The following is a 21,309-nucleotide window of genomic DNA, read 5'->3' on the forward strand; positions in this document are numbered from 1 at the left end:
GGTTCTTGTGGAAGGGTAGAGTCAAAACCAAGACCGGCACGATGTTGCTGACCGGACCCAAAACTTCATGACCCAGCGTCGTCTAACGGCTCCATCCGGTTGGAGCTGTTTCAAATGACTTCAATTTCTCTGTTTCTGAGCTCTGGTCTCGTGTTCGCGAATCCGTCGCCGATACGACTTTGCCGGGCGTTTCCTCGGCATATTTTTGCTGGATTTTCACTTTCCGGCTTATGGAACTGGCCCATTAAAATCAGTGAGATTACAAACCCCCGTTGTTCGTGTTGAGCGCATCGATATACAGTGTTGATATGTCGGGCATCGAATTGGGCCGTCACCACCGGTCGGGCTCAACTGGGGATAGTAAGGACCAACAGTCGTGATTTTTAGAAATCGTATGTCCGCGCCGCGGCGACAGGAACTGCTGAATGTGGGCAATCAGGGGATCGCGTTCATAGCTCTCGCCTTTCTGTTCAGCATATTCGTGAACCTGCTGATGCTGACAGGGCCGCTTTTCATGCTTCAGATCTACGACCGCGTTCTCGGCTCACGCTCGGTCGAGACACTGACCGCTCTGTTCTTGCTGGTGGCGCTGCTTTACGCATTGATGGCGATGCTTGATTACGCGCGTGGCAGGATCGTGGCGCGATTTGGCGCCCGATTCCAGTCCATGCTCGACGAGCGGGTGTTCGATGCGACCATGCGCCGATCATTGTTCCCGCAGGTCAGGTCCGCTCCGGCAACCGCTTTGCGCGATCTGGAATCGATCCGCTCCTTATTTGCGTCTCCGGTCTTTCTTGCTGTGATGGACATTCCCTGGACGCCGATCTTTCTGGCGGCCATATTCCTGTTTCACCCGTTGTTGGGATGGCTTGCCGTCGCCGGCGGCGCGCTTCTGATCGCGATAGCCGCTGTGAACCAGGCCATGACTCACCGTAAAGTGGCCGAGGCGCAGGTCGCCACAGCGCAGGCAAACTCTTTTGCGGAACACGCGCGGCAAGCGGCCGAAGTCGTGCGTTCACAAGGGATGCAAAAAGACGTAACAACCCGTTGGCTCAAGCAGCGAACCGCAGCGCTTTCACAATCCATTGCCGCAAATGACTGGACCGGCAGCTTTTCTTCGCTGACCAAGTCGCTGAGGCTGTTCCTGCAATCCGCGATGCTGGCTCTGGGCGCCTGGCTGGTTTTGCGCAACGAAATGACGCCAGGCGCCATGATTGCCGGCTCGATCCTGCTTGGGCGGGCTCTGGCACCCGTGGAAATGGCGGTGGGCCAGTGGGCGATGGTTGAACGCGCCCGCACGGCGTGGCTGTCGCTCAACAAGTTTCTTGATTCCACGCCTCCCGAAGCACCGCGAACCAAGCTTCCGGTTCCATCAGGCCGCCTTGTGGCAAAAGGGCTGACGGTGATCCCGCCCGGCATCAAAACCCCGACCCTGCGAAACGCCTCGTTAATTCTTGAGCCGGGGCGCGCCCTTGGTGTGATTGGAAAAAGTGGCTCGGGCAAAACCACGCTGGCTAAAGCACTGTTGGGTCTCTGGCCCCCTGCGGCGGGTGAAATTCGTCTGGGCGGAGCAACTCTGGATCAGTACGAACCCGACGACTTGGGAAATCACATCGGATACCTGCCGCAGCAGGTGACACTGTTCAACGGGACAGTTGCGGAAAACATTGCCCGCATGTCCGAGACGCCGGACGCAGCGGCCGTCGTCGCCGCGGCCAAGAAGGCGAACGCTCACGAGATGATTCTGAGTCTGGAAAAAGGGTATGACACCTTTCTCGAAGGCAACGACAGCCAGTTGTCGGGTGGGCAGAAGCAGCGGATCGCGCTGGCGCGCGCGCTGTATGGCGACCCGGTTCTGCTGATCCTCGACGAGCCCAACTCGGCCCTTGATGCCGAAGGAACGGAAGCGTTGAACGCGGCCGTTCGTGGCCTCAAGTCAGAAGGAAAGGCTGCGATCATCATGACGCACAGACCGCAGGCCATTTCGGAGTGCGATGATCTGGTCGTGGTCGAAAAAGGCCAGATCGTCAAATCCGGCCAACGGGACGAGGTTCTCAACTCGATGGTGCAAAACGCAAATGTCATCAAACGGCACCTGAACAAGGTGGGTGAAAAATGATCGGCTCATTTGAACGTACGGCCTGGAACATCACTGTTCCGGCTATCATCGGGTTCTCGGCTCTGGCCGTTCTGGTCATCGGATTGGGAGTATGGAGCATTCGGACCGAGCTGGCCGGTGCGGTCATCTCGCAAGGTATCGTCGAAGTGCAAAGCAACCGGCAGGTGATCGAACACCCCGATGGCGGTGTTGTAGGCGAAATCTTCGTGCGTGATGGCGATACGGTAAAGCGCGGGGATCTGTTGTTGCGGCTGGATGATACCTTTCTGGCGTCCGAAAACACCATTGTGGAATCGCAGTTGTTCGAGCTTCTGGCCCGCAAGGCCAGACTCGAGGCGGAACGCGATGACGCGGACGAAGCGGGCCTTTCCGCACGGCTGCAGGAACTGAAGTCTCAAGAGGACATCGCCCCCGAACTGCTGGACGGGCAGCTGAGGTTGTTTGCTGCACGGCTCGAGACTTTGAACCAGAAGACCGAGCAACTGGGCAAACAACGGATCCAGATTGAAAGTGAAATCGAAGGAACTGAGGCTCAACTGCTCTCCTTGCGGACTCAACTTGAGCTGATCGCCAACGAGCTGACCGATCAGGAAGGGCTTCTGAAAAAGGGGCTGACCCAGGCCAGCCGTGTCTCGGCGCTGCAGCGTGAACAGGCTAGCCTGACGGGTGAGATCGGGCGTCTGGAGGCATCGGTCGCTCGATTGAAAGGGCAGATTGCCACCACCGAAATTCAGATCGTCGAGCTGAAGGCAACGCGTCGCGAGGAAGCGATAACCGAACTGCGGGATGTCGAGGCCCGGGTCGTCGAACTGTCGGAACAGCGCTTGTCGCTGTCCGAGCGCATGTCGCGGCTTGACATTCGCGCCCCGGTCGGAGGAACCGTTTACGACAGTCAGGTCTTTGCCATTCAGTCCGTTGTCCGTCCCGCCGAACCGATGATGTATGTGGTGCCGCAGGATACGCCACTGGTTGTGGCCGCGCGTGTGGACGCCCTGCATGTCGACCAATTGCATCGCGGGCAGGAAGTTGCCCTGCGGTTCCCTGCATTCAACCAGCGTGAAACGCCCGAGCTTTATGGGCACGTGATCAACGTCTCGGCGGACACCTTCACGGACGAACAAACCGGGTTCACCTTCTACCGGGCCGAAGTCGTCCCTGATGATGGCCAGCTTGAAAGGCTTGAAGGCCAGGAGCTGCTGCCCGGAATGCCGGTTGAGGCGATGATCAAGACAGATGAGCGCACACCGCTTTCCTATCTGGTGAAACCTATGTCCGACTATTTCTACCGGGCGTTCCGTGAATAGCGGAAGCAAGCTTGCGCGTCGCTCAGGCGGCCTCGATATTGCCCAGCAGTATCGAGGTCATGTCTGCCGACACCGCTCCATCCACGACTGTGACGGAAACGCCCGTATCATATGACACATTGGATTTGGTAATCGCCGACAGATCGGCTGCGGCGTCCAGAAACACCCATTCCGCATCATGGGCTGTTGGCTGCCGGACGGCGACCTGCAATATCGCCAGGGCGTCCAGTGCATTGACCGCCCCATCGCGCGTGATGTCCGCCGCAATCAGGTTTTCAGCGGATGCCGACCCGAATGTCGGGTCAAGGCCAACCGAAATACGCAAAACCTGCAGCGCATCCAGCGCTGTTATTTCTCCACTGGCCGTGGAATAGGATTTGACGATATCCAGCTCGCCGGAAAAGGTGCCCGACGGCATATCCAGAGTGAACTCTCCCTGATCGTTTGCCTGTGCAGTGATGGTCGATCCCCCTTGCGGCGTAAACTGGACTTCTGCTCCTTGTAGCGCGGGGTTTGTGGTACTGGAGTCCAGCCTCACCGGGCCTGTTACGCCGGGCGAGGCGTTGTTGTCCGGGCCACTGCTCAGATCCACCGGGATGTGGTCCGGGCTGTCGAACCCTGCCCCAAAGAAATCTGTAATGGTCAACGGCCCGCCTGAGGCCGAGGTTACATCGATCGTTTTATCCCGATACTGTATTTGCGCGCCCTGAGCGGTGGACGTGAAGCTCAGCTGGGCCGGTGACCGCAGGAAAGGGAAATCGGTCAGGTCCAGCCGGTCCGTGCCAACCTCAAAATCGGTGATCGTTGTTGGACCGCTGCTTTCACGCAAAACAAAGATATCCGCACCCGCGCCGCCAGTCATTGTCGTCGCGCTGGTGCCGGTGATCAGCATGTCATCCCCTGCCCCGCCATCCAGGGTTGTGTCCAGAATGCCGCCGCTCAGAATGTCATCCTTCGCCGTGCCGGTTAAGGTACCGTAGCCCTGACGTACATCGCCCAGATTCGAGACATCGACGCTCAGTTGAGTCAGTCCCGCGTCCTGCTGGGATGCCGCGAAAATCTGCAGCTGATTTCCGACATGCGCAACGCTCAGGGATTCGACATTTTGCAACCCGCTGGACAGTGTGTCCGCGAAACTGTCCATGTGGATCAGTTGACCATCCGGTGTCAGCGTGAACAGGGTGATCCCGTCGTCTCCACCGCCCGCGACAACGAAGACACGGCCCGAAACCTCGACCAGAGACATGTCCTGTACGGCCCCAAAGCGAGTGTGCAGCGTATCCAGAACGTGATCCGTCGCCGTCAGTTGACCATCGCTGCCCAACTCCATGACACTCAGCGAGTTGCTGCCCGCCCCTGCCACGACCACCCAAGACTCACCATAGGCTTGAATGGCCTCGACAGCGGTGGGTGCGTTGATTCCAAGCGTCTGAATTGCGCTGCTCGTGGCGATTTCAGTGAGCTGCCCGGTGCTCGAATCGACCGAAAAAGTGGACATGGCGCTGCTGGTTGTGTCTGCGGCAATCACGAACTGGTTGGCTCCCGATTGCAGCGTTTGCAGAACATCTGCCTGTGACATCGCCGACCCGGCTGCAGTCAAGGAACTGTCAATGTTGATATGATACGTTCTGAGTTGCCCGGTATCGGAATGTGCCAGGGTCAGCAGGTCGGTTGCACCAAGCGATACCTGCACCGCAGCCGAGATATCCCCGCCGCCGGAAATGATTCCTGTTTCCCTCAGTGCGCCAAAAGTTCCGTCTGTATTCAGCTCGTAACTGACAAGCCCGGTCGCCGTATCCACATCCAGTAGCAGATGATCCTCACCGGACAGTGTCACTGGCACACCACTGCGACCGACCTGATGACTGATTGTGACGTCGAAATACTGCTGATCCTGAACAATCGGAACGGCCCCGTCCACCAGGCGCCACGAAACAATGCCTCCGCCGGGCCCGGTTGTGCTGAAGAGATACGTTTCCCCGTTAAACGTTTTTAAAGCCGTATCGCCGATACCTGAATCAAGCGCCGCGGTCCCCGTTGCCACCACACTTTCGAACTGAAGCATCATCACACTCACCCCAAGCCACCCCTGGCTGTGACAACAGGTTGAGCTGATGCCCAGGCCGAAACCAGAGCACGAATGTGGTGAAAACGAGGAGTTCGGTTTCAGTTTAACTCAAGTTTTTCGGTTCGACCTCTTGGAACACCCGGCCGCAAGACTGATTAACAAATTCCTGCAATTTCCGGGGCATATCCCGGCTTATTGCACCCGTCAAATGTGAGGGCATCATGACCAAGAAACCCGTTTCGACGACACGCGCGACCTCGGAAAACCTTACCGAAACAGGGCGCAATCGCCACGTCCGAAAGTGGATCGATGGAAAGTTCCGGAAATGGGTCGGGCGCAGCCTGGCCGGAGGGCTGGGTTCGACCTTGATGGCCCTGCCTGCACTTGCGCAGGCCACGGATGCCGAATTGGTAGCCTATCAGTTTGCGGAATCCATACCGGGCGTCCGCTCGGCCAAATTGCTGTCTAACGGCGATCTGCAACTGAAAATGGCAGACGGTCGAACCGTGATCGTGGCCGCCGAGAATGTGCACGTCCTTGAAAATGGCGCGGTTATGATTGCCGACGCCGCCGTTGGCGAAATCGTGGAATTCAGCGTTGCCGCCGAGGCAGGCGGCGCTGCGGCTGCAACTGGCGGCATCAGCGGAGCAGGTGCTGTTCTGGGTGGCATCGGATTGGCTGGCGCCGCAGCAGCAGGCGCCGGAGGCGGCGGCGGTGGTGGTGGAGACAGCGATGGAGGTAGCAGTTCGGTCACTCCTCCGGCCCCAAAGCTTCCCAGTCTCAACCTTGCTGAACTGCAGGCGAGCGCACTGAACAACGGCAGCGCAAATCTAACTGTCCCGGAGGGCACCGCTTCGGTCGAAATCACGATCGGGTCTTTGACAAAGGTCGTCACACCGGACGCTGACGGAAACTGGAGCTTGTCGCTGACCGAGGGTGAGGCCAAGGGGCTTTCGCAAGGGGTTTCGACAGTCACAATCCGGAATCTGGACAGCGGCGGCACGGAAATATCAACTCAGACAGTGGAATACGTTATTGATACAGTTCCACCGACGCTCAGCATTTCCGCATTCTCAGCAGGGACAATCCTGAACTCCGCAGAGCAAGGCACAGACCTGAGTGTCACCGGGACCACAGATGCTGAAAACGGGCAGTCCGTAACCGTTATGATCAACGGGCAGACTTATACAGGCACTGTAACGAACGGGACGTGGGGCGTTGCGGTCCCGGCGGCGGATTTGGCTTCGCTTCCTGATGCCTCGACAATCTCCGTGACCGCAGACGTCTCTGACGCGGCAGGCAACCCGGCCAGTCAGGCTGCCAGCAGCTTCGACACCGATTTCAGCGCACCCACAATCACTCTGGATGCCGTGGCCGGAGGTTCGATCGACCTCGTGGACCTGGGCAGCGATCTGGTTCTGACCGGCACCACAACGGCCGAAGACGGGCAGGCCGTCACCCTAACCTTTGACGGGCAGGTCTACACTGGTGCCGCCTCAGGCGGAACATGGAGTGTGACTGTTCCAAGCGCCGATATGGCGGGCTTGTCGACCGGGACCCCGGCTTCGATCAGCGTGACGGTCAGCGACACGTCCGGGAATCCCGCCACTCCGGTTTCTGTAAATGTGCCGGTTGACTTGACCGGGCCCTCAATTTCGATTTCGCCTCTGCCCGTGGGTACCGCCATCAATGCGGCTGAGGCCGGATCTGACCTGATCATCAGCGGCACGACGGGGAATGTGTCGGACGGTCAACAGGTTACCGTTTCTCTTGACGGGCAAACATACACCGGAACCGTTGCTGGCAACAGTTGGACGGTGACCATTCCCAGCGCCGACCTGGGCACACTCTCCGATGGCGGAAACTTCACGGTAACGGCCGACGTCTCGGATAGCGATGGTCTCGCTGCTCCGCAGGCCAGTGTCGGTGTATCCAAGGACGTCACTGCCCCAAACCTGAGTATCGACAGTTTCTCGGACGGCGCCGTGATGAGTGCGGCGGAACAGGGAACGGACCTGATCATTTCCGGATCGACTACAGCAGAAGATGGACAGGTCGTAACTGTCAGTTTGAATGGCCAGACCTACACAGGTGCGGCAATCAGCGGTGCATGGAGCGTAACGGTCCCGGCCGCCGATCTAACCGCGTTGCCGGACGGCGCTACAATTACGGCTACAGCAGACGTCGCCGACGCAGCCGGAAACCCCGCCGTACAAGCGACGGGCAGTTTCGATACGGATTTCACAGCCCCCACATTGACAATTTCCGCCCTGTCTGACGGCGCTGTGATGAATGCGGCCGAACAAGGCACTGATCTGACGATAACCGGCACGTCTGACGCATCTGACGGCACGATGGTGTCAATCGACATTGTTCGCCCTGACGGTACAGTTGATGTCAGCGGCACCGCAATGGTTACCGGCGGAGTTTGGGTATTTACAGCCCCGGCCGCTTCGCTGAGCAGTTTGCAGGACGGCGTGTCCTACGATGTCAACGCCTCGGTTTCGGATGCGGCGGGCAACGGCGCCAATACCTCGGCCAGTTTCGGAACAGACTTCACTTCACCGACAATTGCGTTTGATCCGCTACCTGTAGGTGCAGTGCTGGACATCCTGGAACAAGGAGCGGATCTGGCTGTTTCCGGAACAACATCTGCCGAGGACGGTCAGACCGTCACAGTCAATCTGGGGGGACAGAACTACACGGCCATTGCTTCCAGCGGGACATGGGTGGCAACAATTCCCCCTGCAGACTTAGCGGCCTTGGCAGATGGCACTGGCTTTACGGTCACGGCCTCTGTTCAGGACGTCGCCGGAAATGCCGCGCCGAACGCAACTGCCTCACTGACAACGGATTTCCGGCCGATCCTGAGCATTGACCCGGTCGGCACAAACGATGCTGTTGCGTTGGGCAATGCGCAGACCGCGGGCCTGGCTGTCACCGGTTCTTCGGTAGGCCTGTCGCCAGGCCAAACCGTGGATGTGACGCTCAATTCCGTATCCATCGGAAACGCCACCGTCGCAGCGGACGGCAGTTGGAGCCTGAATGCGCCAGCATCGGCCTTCGCAGCGCTTGGCGCCGGGGACGCGATGAATTTCCAGGCTCAGGCGACGGTCTCTGGCGGGCCAGACCCTGACCCAGTATCCGATCAGGCCACCGCACATGTGCCTGCGGCCTATGTCATCACTCAAACCGGCCAAAGCGGTTCGACCATTACATTCGAACTCTACGCCGACACGGGCCGGGACATTACCAGCGGTCTGGCCGTCACCGCCGATCTTGGATTTGACCCATCGGTCGTGTCCTTTGACAACGGGTCAGATGTCGAGAACAGCGATTTCGACCTGTTCCTCACCAATCCCTCCGGTCCGTCCACAATCAGCTTTGCGGGTGCGGCAACAAGCTATAGCGACCTGTCTCAACCAGTCGTCACCTTTACCATGACGGTTCAGGATCCAACCAAGCCCATCGAGTTGACAATCACGACACCTGACGGTGGCCCATCGCAGTTTCTACTGGGCACCAGCGGCGATGACACTCTGACCGGGTCCAATATCGATGACGTAATCCGCGGAGGAGGAGGCGACGACACCATCGACATTTCCGGCTCAGGCCGCGACGTCGTGATCATTGAAGCCAACCCGACGGCCAACGGTGTAGATACAATCAGCGGCTTCACGCTTGGTCCGGCTGCGGACATATCCGACGCGCTGGTTTTCCATGGGTTGGACGTGGCCTCGTTACGTGGGAACGGAACAGGAGTCGAAACCCTGAATGTCGGAGATGTCCTGGGAACCAATACCGGATTTGTCGGCCTTCAGACGACTCTTTCAGATTTGACAGCGGGCACCATAGCAAGCGCGGTCGAGGGGCTTACAGGCGCTCAAACCGGCGACGAGATTTACGTCATGGCAACCGATGGAACCGATAGTGTCCTGGTCAAAGTCGATTATTCCGCACCGGATACGGCGTCCGTTGAAACGCTTGCTCAGTTCGACGGGCTTTCTGATCTGAGTGGTCTGAGTTCCGACAACATCCTGCACACGGATCCAACGGGCGCGTCAGCCTGACCGCGGATCAAAAAAACAGCAATGCGATCCCGAATGCATCGCTTCCACAAACACGAAGGGTTCACATGGCAAAGAATGGCCTTTTCCCAGTCAGCATCGATCGCCACCGCGATCGCTTCTGGCGTCGCTACACCTCGTATGATTTCGCATGTCACATCTGCGAATGCCTCCTTGTCAGGGCTGAAATCCTGATGGCTGCTGCGACGTTCCCCATTGTGTTTCGAAAAGAGGCGCAAGGCGTTTTTCCGTTTGCCCTGCTTTCGATGGTCGAGGGTGCAAAAACCCCGTTTGTGTCTCCTGAGGGGGGTTGGCTGGCGACATATGTGCCGTCCGCTCTGCGTTGCTATCCGTTTCTGGCTGAACCGGTAGATAGATCTAAGTCATTTGGGCCCCATACGCCTCGTTTGTATGTAAATGAAGCGTCTGGCCTTGTCACAACTGACAAACGTGATCTGGCTTTCTTTACCAAAGACGGCACACTTACAAACGAGCTGCAGAGCGTATTTAGGTTTTTTCAGAACCGCCAGTTTTCACTGGTTGAAACGCGCCAAACCTGCAAGATCCTGGATGAGATGAAGCTGTTCACACCTCTTGAGCGGCACGAAAGCATCCCCCTTCCCAACAACCTGCTCGGAATTGATGAATCGCGGCTGGGGCACCTGCCCCAATCGCACATTTCCCTTCTGTTCAACAGCGGAGCCATGCAGATCGTCCATGCGCATCAGGTTTCCCTTTCCCACTGCAAATGGCTGTCTCAGGCACATCAACGCGTTTCTTTTCAGCCTCAACCTGCTGAACCCAAAGTTGAATTGAACGGGTTCCTTTCAGCGTTGGCCACAGACTCCGCTCTCTCTCAATCGGATTTGAGGATCAGCCATGCCGTTTAGATGGATCGCAAGTGTGATGTCCACTTTGTGCTTGATACTCCTGGTCTCTGCGTGCACCCCCGCGCCGGATTTGTCGGCAGTAAAGATGTCCTTTGCCGAAGGTAGCACCGGGGCCGGAGCCGTAAACACATCAAGTCGGATTACGGAAAGCTCGTTCGGAAAACGGGTGCGTCTGGCCGTACAGGACAGCCCAAATCTGGCGCAAAGCGATACTCGGATGGAAATAGCGCAAGCTGAACGGGACGCCGCGGAAGGGGCGTTTCTGCCGCAGGTTTCGCTGGGTGTAAATGCCCGGTCGGAACGTATTGACTCAGATGTCGCGGACGTGTCGCCGTATCTTCGGGTTTCTCAATTGGTCTACGATGGGGGCGCAGCGCGTGGCGATCTGACGGCTGCGCGCGCCCGCGTTCTGGAAAGTCGAGGGGACCAGATTCAGACAGCGGCGGCGACAACTCTGGCTGCCATCGAAACTTATGTACTGGTTTTGGATCGCCGCGAAATCCTGAAGATCACAAGCCAGAACGTCAAAGTCCACGAAGAGATCGAACAGCAGATCACTGACCGGGTTTCCGGTGGGCTGGGGTCCAATGCGGACGTGCTGACCGCGCGGTCCCGGGTCGCCGACGCTCGAACCAGATTTGCCGACGCCATAGCCCGGACAGATCGTGCCGAAGCCCGATTTCGTGAGGTGTTCGGGGCAAGTCCGGGCGAATTATCCCCTCCGGTTGCGGCGCCGGAAATAAAGCGCAGCAATGCTCAAATCGTCATGGACAGCCCACAAATCCGTCGAGCAGATGCCAACCTGGTGGCCGCCAGGGCCGAATGGGCAGCTGCACAGGCGCGCCGCCAACCACACATTCGGGTTGCCGCCTTCGCCAATCAGGATGACAGCAGAGACGCAAATTTTGGTGTCGATCTATCCTTTAACTATGAGCTGGACAGTACAGGCAAACGGCGCGCGGCCATTGCAGCTGCCGAAGCCCGTGTGAAGGAAGCCGAAGCCAGCCGCGAAGCTTTGATCAGGGAAATCAAGCGCGAGCTGGATTTCATTCGCTCAGACCAGAAGGCGGGCGCTGACCGTTTGCGCGATGCTCAAATTGCAGTACGCGCCAATGCAGACAGCGTTGCTGCGGCTCGGGCGCAGTTCACTATCGGTCGACGAAGTCTGATCGAGATTCTGGACGCGCAACGCGACTATGTGAATGCACAGGAACGTCTGATTTTGGCAAAGCAGAATTTCTTTCTGACAAACTACGCTGCGCTGAGTCTGACAGGCGACATTCTGGATCTGTTCGGTATTGCCCTTGATCCCTGGGAGAAACCACAATGACCGGCTTGCGTCAGACTGATCTGGAAGCATGCGTTTTGCATGTGGCCAGCACTCTTGAACGTCCGATGACGATTGCTGCTTTGCATGCGGTGCAGACCGGGTCAGAGCGCGCCGTTACAGTCCGCGATGCGATTGCCGCAGCAAACCAGGTTGGGCTTCAGGCAGGTTTCGGGGCGCGAAGGCTGGGCACGTTCGATGCGGCCCTGGCTCCGGCCATTCTGCTTTTGGAAAACGGCAGAGCTGTGGTTTATCACGGCCGCACCCCGGCCGGGGATATGCTGATATTTGACCCAGCTATCGGTGACGGCATCGGTGAACTGGGTGAAAGCCTACTTCGTGACAGCTATACGGGGTATGCTCTGTTGTTTCGGCGCGTGCATCGTGACACCAACGCATCCGGCTCCGAAGTACAGAATGGCCACTGGTTCCGGTCCGCATTGGCGGCAAACCGATGGTCCTACACGCAGGTTGCGCTGGCGGCCGCGATTGCAAATATTCTGGGATTATCCACCTCTGTCTTCATTATGATTGTCTATGACCGGGTTCTGCCCAACGAGGCGACGGAGTCCCTGATAGCTTTGACCACCGGTGTCTGCCTGGCCCTTGTCTTTGATTTTATTCTCAAAATACTACGCGCGGGCTTCATTGACCGCGCGGGCCAGAATGCTGACATGTTCATGGGCCGGCGTGTTTTCGATCAGTTGCTGAACATTCGCATGACCTCTCGCACCGGGTCGACGGGCGCCATGGCCAGCACGGTGCGGGAATTTGAAACCCTGCGTGAGTTTTTTACCTCGGCCACTCTGGTTGCGGTCGTAGATTTGCCCTTCATCGGCCTGTTTGTCTTTACGATCTATTTGGTGGGCGGCCCACTGGCGATGATACCCGCATTGGCGGTTCCGCTTGTCTTGCTGACCGGTATTGCGATTCAACCCGTATTGTCCCGCCTGGCGGACAAGAGCTTTGCAGACGGGCAGTCCAAACAATCTGTGCTGGTCGAAACAGTCTCGGGTCTTGAAACCATCAAGACGACCGCAGCGGGGCGACACATGCGCAACCGCTGGGAAGGCGCGATTGAACGGCAGACTGACCACGGAATGCGCAGCCGGGCCGTGACCCAGTTTGCGTTGAACCTGACCGGCTTTACCCAACAAGCCGCACAGGTTCTGATCGTGTTCTACGGCGTCTTTCTGATTGCAGAGGGCCAAACCAGCATGGGCGCGCTGGTTGCTTCCGTCATGCTGACTGGCCGCGCGTTGGCGCCTTTGGGACAGCTGGCCCAAACGCTGACCCGCATGAATCAGGCGCGTAGCGCGTTTCGAAATCTGGACACGTTGATGAAGGCAGAAAGCGAACGACCTGTCGGGCGAAATTGGATCAGTCGGCCAAGATTTGATGGCCGCATCACGTTCAACAACGTGCATTTCAACTATCCTGATCAGACGGAAGACGCGCTGAAAGGTGTATCCTTTTCTGTCGCTCCCGGTGAAAAGGTTGCAATCCTCGGACGTATCGGCTCGGGGAAAAGCACAGTCGCACGGCTGTTGCTGGGCCTTTATCAACCACGGGTCGGATCGGTGATGGTAGACGGTCTGGACATCCGGCAGATCGATCCGGGCGATTTGCGCCGCAACATCGGTTCGGTTCTGCAGGACGTCTGGCTGTTTTCTGGAACGATACGGGACAATATCAGCGCGGGGGCCATACGCCCCCGCGACGAAGACCTGATCCGGGCGGGCCGGATTGCCGGGGTCGAAGAGTTTGTGGCCCGCCACCCGAGCGGATATGACATGCAGCTGGCTGAACGAGGCGAGGGTCTGTCGGGCGGTCAGCGACAGGCCATCACCTTGGCCCGTGCCCTGATCGGGCGCCCGCCGGTTCTGTTGCTGGACGAGCCTACCAGCGCAATGGACGTGAAAAATGAGGCAGAGGTCATCGCCCGCCTGAAGGAGGCCACAAAAAACACGACGATGGTAATTGTCACGCACCGCACCAGCCTTCTTGAACTGGTCGACAGGGTCATTGTCATCGAGGACGGCAAGGTCGGAGCGGATGGGCCGAAAAGCTTGCTGACCCAGCACGCCGACAAATCCCGGGGGCATCTGAATGTCGCGGCATCCTGATCTGGATATGCTGGCGCGCGATATGCGCGGGCGTTCTTCACTGCGCGGGTCGATGTTGTTGATGGTGATCCTGGGATGTCTGCTGACAGCAGGACTGTGGGCCAACTTCACCGAATTGGATGATGTCGTACGCGCGGATGGGCGCATCGTACCGTCGGGCGACATTCAGTTGATCGAGGCCACCGAACCCGGCGTTCTGCAGGCTATTCATGTTCGCGAGGGGCAGGTCGTCGACGCCGGAACCTTGTTGATGGAGTTCGACGCGACCCAGATCGACAGCGAGCTCAGCCAGGAGCAACAGCGCGCCTTTGGCCTGATGGCCCGCGCTCAACGTCTGCAGGCGGAAATCGACGGTTCCGACCTATTGTTCCAGCCGCAATTGATCCGAGAGGCGCCAGAAGTCGTCCGGTCGGAAACCGCATTGTATCAGGGGCGGATGGCAGAATTGATGGCAGAGATCGCGATCCTTGAACGCCAACGTCAGCAGCGGCAACAGGAATATGAAGAAGGTCTGGTTGATCAGGTGATGGCAAAAGAAACCTTGCTGGTTTTGGCCGAAGAACGCGCGATGATGGCACCACTGGTCGAGCAGCGCATGGAGCCTGCCACCACATTGCTCGCCCTGCGCCGCAGCGAAGCAGAGTGGAAGGGTCGAATGGTCCGGGCCGAGGCCGTCATAACTCGGTTAAAATCTGGTCTGGATGAGGTCGATGACCGTATCAAATCCGTCCGCAGCCGGTTTCGCACCGCAGCGCTAACCGATCTGGCATTGGTCACGGCAGAACTGGCGGCACTGCAACCGTCCCTTCCGGCTCTTCGCAACCGCGCTGAACGGGCTCAGGTGCGCGCGCCTGTTCGCGGGGTGGTCAACAGGATTTATCGCTCAACCATCGGAGGGCTGGCACGCAGCGGCGAAGAATTGATCGAAATCGTCCCGCTCGACGATTCCCTGCTGGTCGAGGCCTATGTCCGGCCGGAAGACATCGGGTTTCTGCACGCGGGACAACGCGTCAAGGTCAAGATCACAGCATATGATTTTGCAAGATATGGCGGTCTGCACGGTGAGATCATTCGCATCGGGGCCAACACGATCACGCGATCAGAACGCAGCGATGAGGAGGTGTTCGTCGTTGAAATCCGCACCGAGAATACCATGCTTGACGCTGGCGGTGTCGCCGTCGAGATCATTCCGGGCATGATCGCCGAAGTCGACATTCTGTCGGGCCGCAAAACTGTTCTGGAATACCTGATTAAGCCGGTATTGAAGGTCAAGGATCAGGCATTGCGTGAATAGCTTCCGGTCACATTCAGGGTCTATGGCTGTCTGATCGCTATCGGGCTCTTGCGAAATGCCTTGAACAACTGGCTTAGTTTCAATTCATCACCGCCACTCGACATCGCCGAGAAATATATATCCCGCTCCGTATATCGTCTTGATCAATCTCGGGTTTTTTGGGTCTTCGCCAAGTTTAGTGCGCAATCGCGAAATGCGCACATCCATAGCGCGGTCGAAACTGTCGCCCGCGCCGCCCCCCAACATTTCCTGCATACGGGCGCGACTGATCAGCCTTTTCGGGCTTTCAAGGAACAACCGCAAAACTTCTCCCTCTGCGTGGCTGAAAGGGGTTTCTGAACCCTCGGAGTTGATCAGGACGTAGCGATCAAAATGTGCAGTCCACCCATTGAACTTCGCCACATCCGAGACCTGCACTCCGCTTCGCGGCGCGCGCAGGCGTGCGCGAATTCGGGCTACAACCTCGGCCGGATCAAATGGCTTGGTGATGTAATCGTCCGCCCCAAGCTCCAGCCCGGTTACCCGATCCTGAACCTGAGCGCGACCCGAGATTATGATCACTGCGGCCCCTTGCTCCAGAGCCAGGCGATGCACAAGCGCCAGCCCATCGGTGTCGGGCAGCGACAGGTCAACCAGGCACACATCCGGAGTGACCCGTTTCAGCGAAGCTTCGAACTCGCGGGCGCGGGAAAAGCTTTGGGTGCGAAACCCGGCCTCTTCCAGAGTATCGGTCAGGATGCGCCGTATTTCGGGTTCATCGTCAAGGATGGTCACCAGCGGTTGAGTCATCAGGCGGCCTCGGTTCTGATAAGCGCTGACAATTGTGCGCGGGAAAAGGGTTTGCGCAGCACCGGTGCCAGGGCCAGGGCCTGACGGTGCAGCGGATCGGTGTAGGACAGCGATGTCATCAGAATGCAAGGGATTGCGCCGTCCACCTGTTTGATAAGGTCAAGCCCGGTTTCCGCACCCTGAAGGCGAATGTCCGAAAGCACAAGCGCGATATCCCCGATATCGGTAATCAGCGCCATTGCCTCATCGACCGACGTCGCCTCGATCACCGCGCAACCCAGATCGACCAGCATGTCGCGGAACTGGCTGCGCAGATCGTCCTGATCCTCGACCAGAAGCACAAGACCGGATTGCGCGGGTGGCGCCGGCCTGTACGGCAACCGCAGAATGACGGAAGCACCCGAAGGTGTGTTGCGCAATTGCAGGTCGCCGCCGGCCAGTTTGACAGTGTCATAGACCATCGGCAGGCCCAATCCGGACCCGTCGCTGCCCTTGGTCGTGAAAAAAGGGTTCAAAGCCTTGTCCAGCGCCTCGGGCGAAAACCCCGGCCCGGTGTCCGAGACGGTAATCTCCGCCCAGATCTGACCGATGGCATGAGCACTGATTGTGATCTGTCCCGAGGTGCCACAAGCATCCCGCGCGTTCAGAACAAGGTTCAAAAGCGCGTCCTGAACCATGCCGGGATCCAGCATCAACGCCCTGTCTGGCAGTGTATTGACGACCGAAAGCCCCATGCCCCGTGGCAACGAGGGCGAAGCCAGCGTGCGAAGATCCTCCAGCAGGGCCTTCATATCCGTTGCCTGTGGCTGTGGTGTGCGGTGCCCCGTCATGTCCGCGATCCGGTTCAGCAGCTGACCGCCACGGCGCGCAGTCTGTTGCGTGGCGGCGATCAGCGTTTCGGCCTCGTCCGGCAGATCCATCTTGGCCAGTTTCGATTGCATCCCCAGAATAATCGTCAAAAGGTTCGAGAAGTCATGCGCAAGCCCGCTGGTCATCTGCGCTGCCATTTCCCTGCGACGCGTCTGTTGCAAGGCAACGCGCGCTTGCGTTTCTTCGGTAATATCCACGGACATCACGTAAACGCCGCCCGCTCCATCCGGTGTGAAAGATACGCGAATGCGGCGTTGATCCTGATCCTCGGTAAACTCGAAAACCGAAGTTTGGCCGCCATATGCCTTGTCCAGATGAGGTTTGACCCGTTCAAATGCGACTGCCCCCAGCGCCTGCGAAACGTGCAGTCCCAAAATATCCGACGGGCGACCGGGCATGACAGCGCTGAGGCGGCGGTTGGAATAGTCATACCGCGCGTCAGCATCCAGATGGGCGATATGGGCAGGCATCATCTCGGTCGTCAGGCGCGTGCGCGCTTCGATTTCAGTAAGCTGCCGTTTGGCCTCCTCCAACGCCGTGATGGTGGCGGCCAGTTTCCGGTTCGAAGCCGACAACTCTTCAGCCCGGTTCAGCAATTGACCGGACAGTTCCTCGGATCGGGCCCGCAGCATGTCTTCGGCCTGTTTTGTGCGGGTGATGTCCGTATAGACAGCCACCCAACCGCCCATGGGCAAGGGTGCGCCTTCAACGGAAATCACCTGCCCGTTCGGGCGGGTACGCTCCATATAATGTGGCTCGAATGCCAAGGCTTGTTCGACCCGTTGCGATACCATTTCATCAATGTCGGGCGTATCACCATACTCGCCACGGTCGGCCAGAAAATGAATCGTATCCCGGAACAGGGCGCCGGGCTGGATAAGATGTTCAGGCAAATCGAACATCTCCTGGAACCTTTGGTTGCACAGCACCAGCCGCAATTTGCTGTCATAGATCGACAGGGCCTGACCGATCAGGTTCAGACCCGCCGTGGTCATCGCCTTGATGCGTTGTTCGCTGACGTCCAAATCATCCTCCCCTGCGCCTATGGGTAACACCAGTTCCGACGCAGGTGTAGGGGTCTGATTCAGCCGTGCAGCGGCAGGTTGTTGGCCGCGCGATATGCCTGAACATAGCCCCGAGCGACCGATCGTACCGCAGTGCCAATTTGCGAATAAGCCTCGTCCGGCAGGTTGGCGAAGGATACCCTTGCCGACCACCCCGGCGCGTCGAAGCCACTGCCATTGAGCAGCACGATGCCGTAGTCTTCTGCCAGCTTGAACGCAATATCCAATGGATGAACGTTCTGCTTGATCCAGGTAACGACATCTTCGCCGACGTATTTCCGCAGCCAGAATTCGAAATCGAGAATGCCGTAATAGGCGTCATAATGCGCGCCCGCCGTGACGTCGATCCCCATGGCGTCCGTCAGCAATTTGAAGCGCCGGTGCACCAGTTCCATGCAAGCGGTTTGATAAGCTTTTTTCGTGTCCACCAGCTCACAAAGCGAAAAAAGCGTCATCATGACCTGCTGCGGCAAAGACAGACCGGCGGTGTGGTTGAGGGCTACATCACGGCTGTCAGCCACGAGCCGGTCGATGAAACGAATGTCGCGCGGCGTCAGGCTGAGCGTGCCATAACGTTTGTCAAGCGTCTGTTTGATCTCTTCCGGGTGGTTCGCCAGTTTGAGATCGAAGATGTTGTCCTGCGCCACCGCGATCACACCCAATCGCCAGCCGGTACACCCGAAATACTTGGAATAGGAATAAACCCCGATGGTATTGCGCGGCAATTGCCCCATGACCGAGGTAAAGTCATGCACGAATGTCCCGTATACGTCGTCCGTCAGAACAATCAAATCGGGGCGGTGATTTTCCACCAGATCCGCCAGCTTCTGCAATGACGCCGTGCTGAGCGCAACCGAAGAAGGATTGCCCGGATTGACCAGAAAGAATGCCTTGACCTTCGGATCTTTGAGCTTTTCGACCGCAGCATCGGTCAACTGGAACCCGTCCGTCTCGTCGGTCTCAACATGCACAGAGTCCAAGCTGTAGTCTTCCAGCTCGGGCATCTCCAGATACGGCGTGAAGATCGGAGTGCACAGTGCAATCGTATCGCCCGGATTCAGCAGCCGGTTGGCCTTTAGCGTTTTGAAGATATAGCACATTGCCGCTGTTCCGCCTTCGACGGCGAACAGATCGAATTGCGCATCGGGGCGGCGGCCCGAGCACATGGCCCACATCAGATATTCATGCGCAATGGCGGCATTGTGCTTCAGAATTCGATCGGGCACCGGGTAATTGTCGCCGATGATGGAATCCGTCAGTTCGTGAACAAACTCATCCGCATCAAAGTCGAAGGCCGCGATGGCATGGCCGATGACTTCGACCAAAGTATCGACGCCCGGTATAGCGGCATTCTCTGCCGCCCAGTCCAGCAAGCGCGCGTGGCACCCTTTCATGGCTGGCATCCCACCCAGACCTGCGGGGTGGTTCATCACTCGTTTGGATTCCGTGATGGCAAACTGGCCCAATGCAAAGAATGCCTCGCGCGGGCGGGTGGCGACCCAGTTGGGATTTCCGCGGCCTGCGTTCAGAAAGACAGTATTGGCCTTGCGCGCCTCGGCCGAGGCCAGCTGGATCAGTTCATCCTTGATCTGAAACGGGCTGAGCGCTTCGTAATCGTGCAGCTTCACTCTATCCATGATTAAGACCTTTCCAAATCAACTGAGGATCAAAACAACGACCATGCCGAAGATGGTCAGCAACGTGTTACCGATGGCGTAGGGCATGCCATAGCCAAGCGCCGGAATGCGGCTTTGCGCGGCCTCCTGTATCATCCCAAGCGCGGCGGTGGTTGTGCGCGCACCTGCACAGGCACCGAACAGGATGGCGGGGTGAAATTTGAATACGTAGTGACCGACATAGACCGAGAAGATCATTGGCAGCGATGTAGCAACGATCCCCCACAACAAAAGGGCCACGCCCGCTTGTTGCAACCCGGCGACAAAGCTCGGGCCGGCAGTAATCCCGATCACCGCGATGAAGACGTTCAGGCCCAGAGTGTTCATCAACCATAACGACGGTCCGGGAATGCGCCCAAAGGTCGGATGCACCGTGCGCAGCCAGCCCAGAACCAACCCGGAAAGCAGTGCACCGCCCGTTGTCGACAGGCTGATGGGAAAGCCACCCATCATGATGGCAATTGTCCCGACTACGCCACCAATGAAGATACCCCATCCCACAAAGGCCAGATCGGTCGTGTCCACTGGTCGATCTGCATAACCGATTCTGGCAATTGCGGCCTCGACATGACGCTTGCTGCCTTGCAGGGTCATGATATCACCACGATGCACGACGGTGCCGGGCAACAACGGCAACTCGACCATGTTCCGCATCAGTTTGGTCAGGTAGACGCCGCGTGCGCGCGACATCTTGCTGAGCTCTTCCAGCGTTTTGCCATGGACGTCCTTGCTGGTGATCAGCACATCCAGCTTTTCCGACGGGATGCTGAGCAGATCCGGTGCGTCGGCCTCCTTAAGATTGGCCTCGAGCAGCCCGACCAGATCGGCCCGTCGGCCCGAGAACATCACGACATCTCCGGCCTCCAGCACCGTGTCATCACCCACTTCGATGATCTGGTCGCCCCGGCGCAGCCGTTCCGCATAGATGCGAACACCCGGCAGCAGATCCTTGACCGGCTGGCCCAGCAGATCGCTGCCTTGAGGAATTTCAAAAGCCCGCGCCTCGATTGCGCGATAGGCCGACACGATACCTTCGCCGGTTTCCAGATTGGCGCCACCGCCCAGCTTGGCTTCGTATTCCTTACAAGCGGCAACCAGATCGACACCGATCAGACGCGGGCCGATTTTTGCCAGAATGATCGCCGAACCAATGGTGCCATAAATGTACGTTACTGCGTAGGCGACGGGGATCTGATTGGCGTACGTTTTGGCTTGTTCGGCTGACAAACCAAGTTGGCCAATCTGATCCGTGGCCACGCCGATTGCCGCCGAGATTGTCTGCGACCCGGCATACAGACCTGCCGCATAGCCCAGCTCGAGCCCTGCCACCTTGGCCGCGACAACCGGAATTATCAGGCACAGAACCAGAACGCTCAGCGCAAAGAACACCTCGCGCGCGCCGTCGACCTTGAGACCACGTATGAACTGCGGGCCGACGCCGTACCCAACTGCGAAGATGAACATTATGAAGAAGGTCGATTTCACTGCGGAATCGATATTGATATGCGCCTGCCCGATCACCACTGCTGCCAGCAATGTCGCGGTCACGGTTCCAAGGCTGAAACCCATAAGCCTCCAGGGGCCGACCAGAAACCCGATGCCGATCGACAGGAATACCGCCAGTTCCGGATAGGTTTGCAGAATATTCACAAGCCAATCGATCATGAATTCCTCCTAAGCGCACGCATGCAACAGACCGGTAGAAACGTCCACGG

At 58.1% G+C, this 21,309-nt stretch carries 12 protein-coding genes; 7 read left to right on the top strand and 5 right to left on the bottom strand.

The features are described 5' to 3' along the window. Positions 1-394 precede the first annotated feature (394 nt). Both AC2TDJ_RS10590 and AC2TDJ_RS10595 read left to right on the top strand, forming a co-directional pair. On the top strand, positions 395-2,119 hold the full coding sequence (locus AC2TDJ_RS10590) for a type I secretion system permease/ATPase (RefSeq protein WP_480841958.1): 1,725 nt from the start codon (positions 395-397) through the stop codon (positions 2,117-2,119). Continuing rightward, positions 2,116-3,423, top strand: coding sequence for an HlyD family type I secretion periplasmic adaptor subunit (locus AC2TDJ_RS10595; protein WP_480841959.1), 1,308 nt, complete (start codon positions 2,116-2,118; stop codon positions 3,421-3,423). Before AC2TDJ_RS10590 ends, AC2TDJ_RS10595 begins: the two co-directional genes overlap by 4 nt. 22 nt (positions 3,424-3,445) lie before the next feature. Here AC2TDJ_RS10595 and AC2TDJ_RS10600 read toward each other — a convergent pair whose 3' ends face one another. Continuing rightward, positions 3,446-5,491 (bottom strand): M10 family metallopeptidase C-terminal domain-containing protein, encoded by a 2,046-nt coding sequence (locus AC2TDJ_RS10600; RefSeq protein ID WP_480841960.1) that lies wholly within the window; start codon positions 5,489-5,491, stop codon positions 3,446-3,448. 221 nt (positions 5,492-5,712) lie between these two features. Here AC2TDJ_RS10600 and AC2TDJ_RS10605 point away from each other — a divergent pair, with 221 nt between their 5' ends. From AC2TDJ_RS10605 to AC2TDJ_RS10625, 5 genes are all read left to right on the top strand, one after another. Continuing rightward, positions 5,713-9,561: a beta strand repeat-containing protein gene (locus tag AC2TDJ_RS10605; protein ID WP_480841962.1), complete on the top strand. Its 3,849-nt coding sequence runs from the start codon at positions 5,713-5,715 to the stop codon at positions 9,559-9,561. 65 nt (positions 9,562-9,626) lie between these two features. After that, positions 9,627-10,448, top strand: a complete 822-nt coding sequence (locus tag AC2TDJ_RS10610) for a SapC family protein (RefSeq protein ID WP_480841963.1) — start codon at positions 9,627-9,629, stop codon at positions 10,446-10,448. Positions 10,449-10,533: 85 nt separating this feature from the next. After that, entirely contained in the window at positions 10,534-11,778 is a 1,245-nt protein-coding gene (locus AC2TDJ_RS10615) for a TolC family protein (RefSeq protein ID WP_480841964.1), read from the top strand. Further along, positions 11,775-13,901: a type I secretion system permease/ATPase gene (locus AC2TDJ_RS10620; RefSeq protein WP_480841965.1), complete on the top strand. Its 2,127-nt coding sequence runs from the start codon at positions 11,775-11,777 to the stop codon at positions 13,899-13,901. Before AC2TDJ_RS10615 ends, AC2TDJ_RS10620 begins: the two co-directional genes overlap by 4 nt. Further along, the gene (locus AC2TDJ_RS10625) at positions 13,885-15,195 is read left to right on the top strand and encodes an HlyD family type I secretion periplasmic adaptor subunit (RefSeq protein ID WP_480841966.1); all 1,311 of its coding nucleotides are present in this window, start codon (positions 13,885-13,887) and stop codon (positions 15,193-15,195) included. The genes AC2TDJ_RS10620 and AC2TDJ_RS10625 overlap by 17 nt, the downstream gene beginning before the upstream one ends. Positions 15,196-15,282: 87 nt before the next feature. On the opposite strand, the gene AC2TDJ_RS10630 is transcribed toward AC2TDJ_RS10625, so the two are convergent. From AC2TDJ_RS10630 to aspT, 4 genes are all read right to left on the bottom strand, one after another. Beyond that, a complete protein-coding gene (locus tag AC2TDJ_RS10630) occupies positions 15,283-15,984 on the bottom strand; it encodes a response regulator transcription factor (RefSeq protein WP_480841967.1) in 702 nt (233 codons plus the stop codon). Continuing rightward, positions 15,984-17,849, bottom strand: coding sequence for a PAS-domain containing protein (locus AC2TDJ_RS10635; protein ID WP_480842252.1), 1,866 nt, complete (start codon positions 17,847-17,849; stop codon positions 15,984-15,986). Before AC2TDJ_RS10635 ends, AC2TDJ_RS10630 begins: the two co-directional genes overlap by 1 nt. 89 nt (positions 17,850-17,938) lie before the next feature. Continuing rightward, the gene (locus AC2TDJ_RS10640) at positions 17,939-19,555 is read right to left on the bottom strand and encodes a bifunctional aspartate transaminase/aspartate 4-decarboxylase (RefSeq protein ID WP_480841968.1); all 1,617 of its coding nucleotides are present in this window, start codon (positions 19,553-19,555) and stop codon (positions 17,939-17,941) included. Positions 19,556-19,573: 18 nt separating this feature from the next. After that, positions 19,574-21,259 (bottom strand): aspartate-alanine antiporter, encoded by a 1,686-nt coding sequence (gene aspT / locus AC2TDJ_RS10645; protein ID WP_480841969.1) that lies wholly within the window; start codon positions 21,257-21,259, stop codon positions 19,574-19,576. Between the last annotated feature and the right edge of the window lie 50 nt (positions 21,260-21,309).

It is taken from the genome of Ruegeria sp. HKCCD6647-2 (assembly GCF_057221075.1).

Coding starts and splice junctions, on each gene's coding strand:
- AC2TDJ_RS10640 (WP_480841968.1), bottom strand. CDS start 19,555: ATGGATAGAGTGAAGCTGCACGATTACGAAGCGCTCAGCCCGTTTCAG.
- AC2TDJ_RS10630 (WP_480841967.1), bottom strand. CDS start 15,984: ATGACTCAACCGCTGGTGACCATCCTTGACGATGAACCCGAAATACGG.
- AC2TDJ_RS10595 (WP_480841959.1), top strand. CDS start 2,116: ATGATCGGCTCATTTGAACGTACGGCCTGGAACATCACTGTTCCGGCT.
- AC2TDJ_RS10635 (WP_480842252.1), bottom strand. CDS start 17,849: ATGACCACGGCGGGTCTGAACCTGATCGGTCAGGCCCTGTCGATCTAT.
- aspT (WP_480841969.1), bottom strand. CDS start 21,259: ATGATCGATTGGCTTGTGAATATTCTGCAAACCTATCCGGAACTGGCG.
- AC2TDJ_RS10615 (WP_480841964.1), top strand. CDS start 10,534: ATGTCCTTTGCCGAAGGTAGCACCGGGGCCGGAGCCGTAAACACATCA.
- AC2TDJ_RS10600 (WP_480841960.1), bottom strand. CDS start 5,491: ATGATGCTTCAGTTCGAAAGTGTGGTGGCAACGGGGACCGCGGCGCTT.
- AC2TDJ_RS10625 (WP_480841966.1), top strand. CDS start 13,885: ATGTCGCGGCATCCTGATCTGGATATGCTGGCGCGCGATATGCGCGGG.
- AC2TDJ_RS10605 (WP_480841962.1), top strand. CDS start 5,713: ATGACCAAGAAACCCGTTTCGACGACACGCGCGACCTCGGAAAACCTT.
- AC2TDJ_RS10610 (WP_480841963.1), top strand. CDS start 9,627: ATGGCAAAGAATGGCCTTTTCCCAGTCAGCATCGATCGCCACCGCGAT.
- AC2TDJ_RS10590 (WP_480841958.1), top strand. CDS start 395: ATGTCCGCGCCGCGGCGACAGGAACTGCTGAATGTGGGCAATCAGGGG.
- AC2TDJ_RS10620 (WP_480841965.1), top strand. CDS start 11,775: ATGACCGGCTTGCGTCAGACTGATCTGGAAGCATGCGTTTTGCATGTG.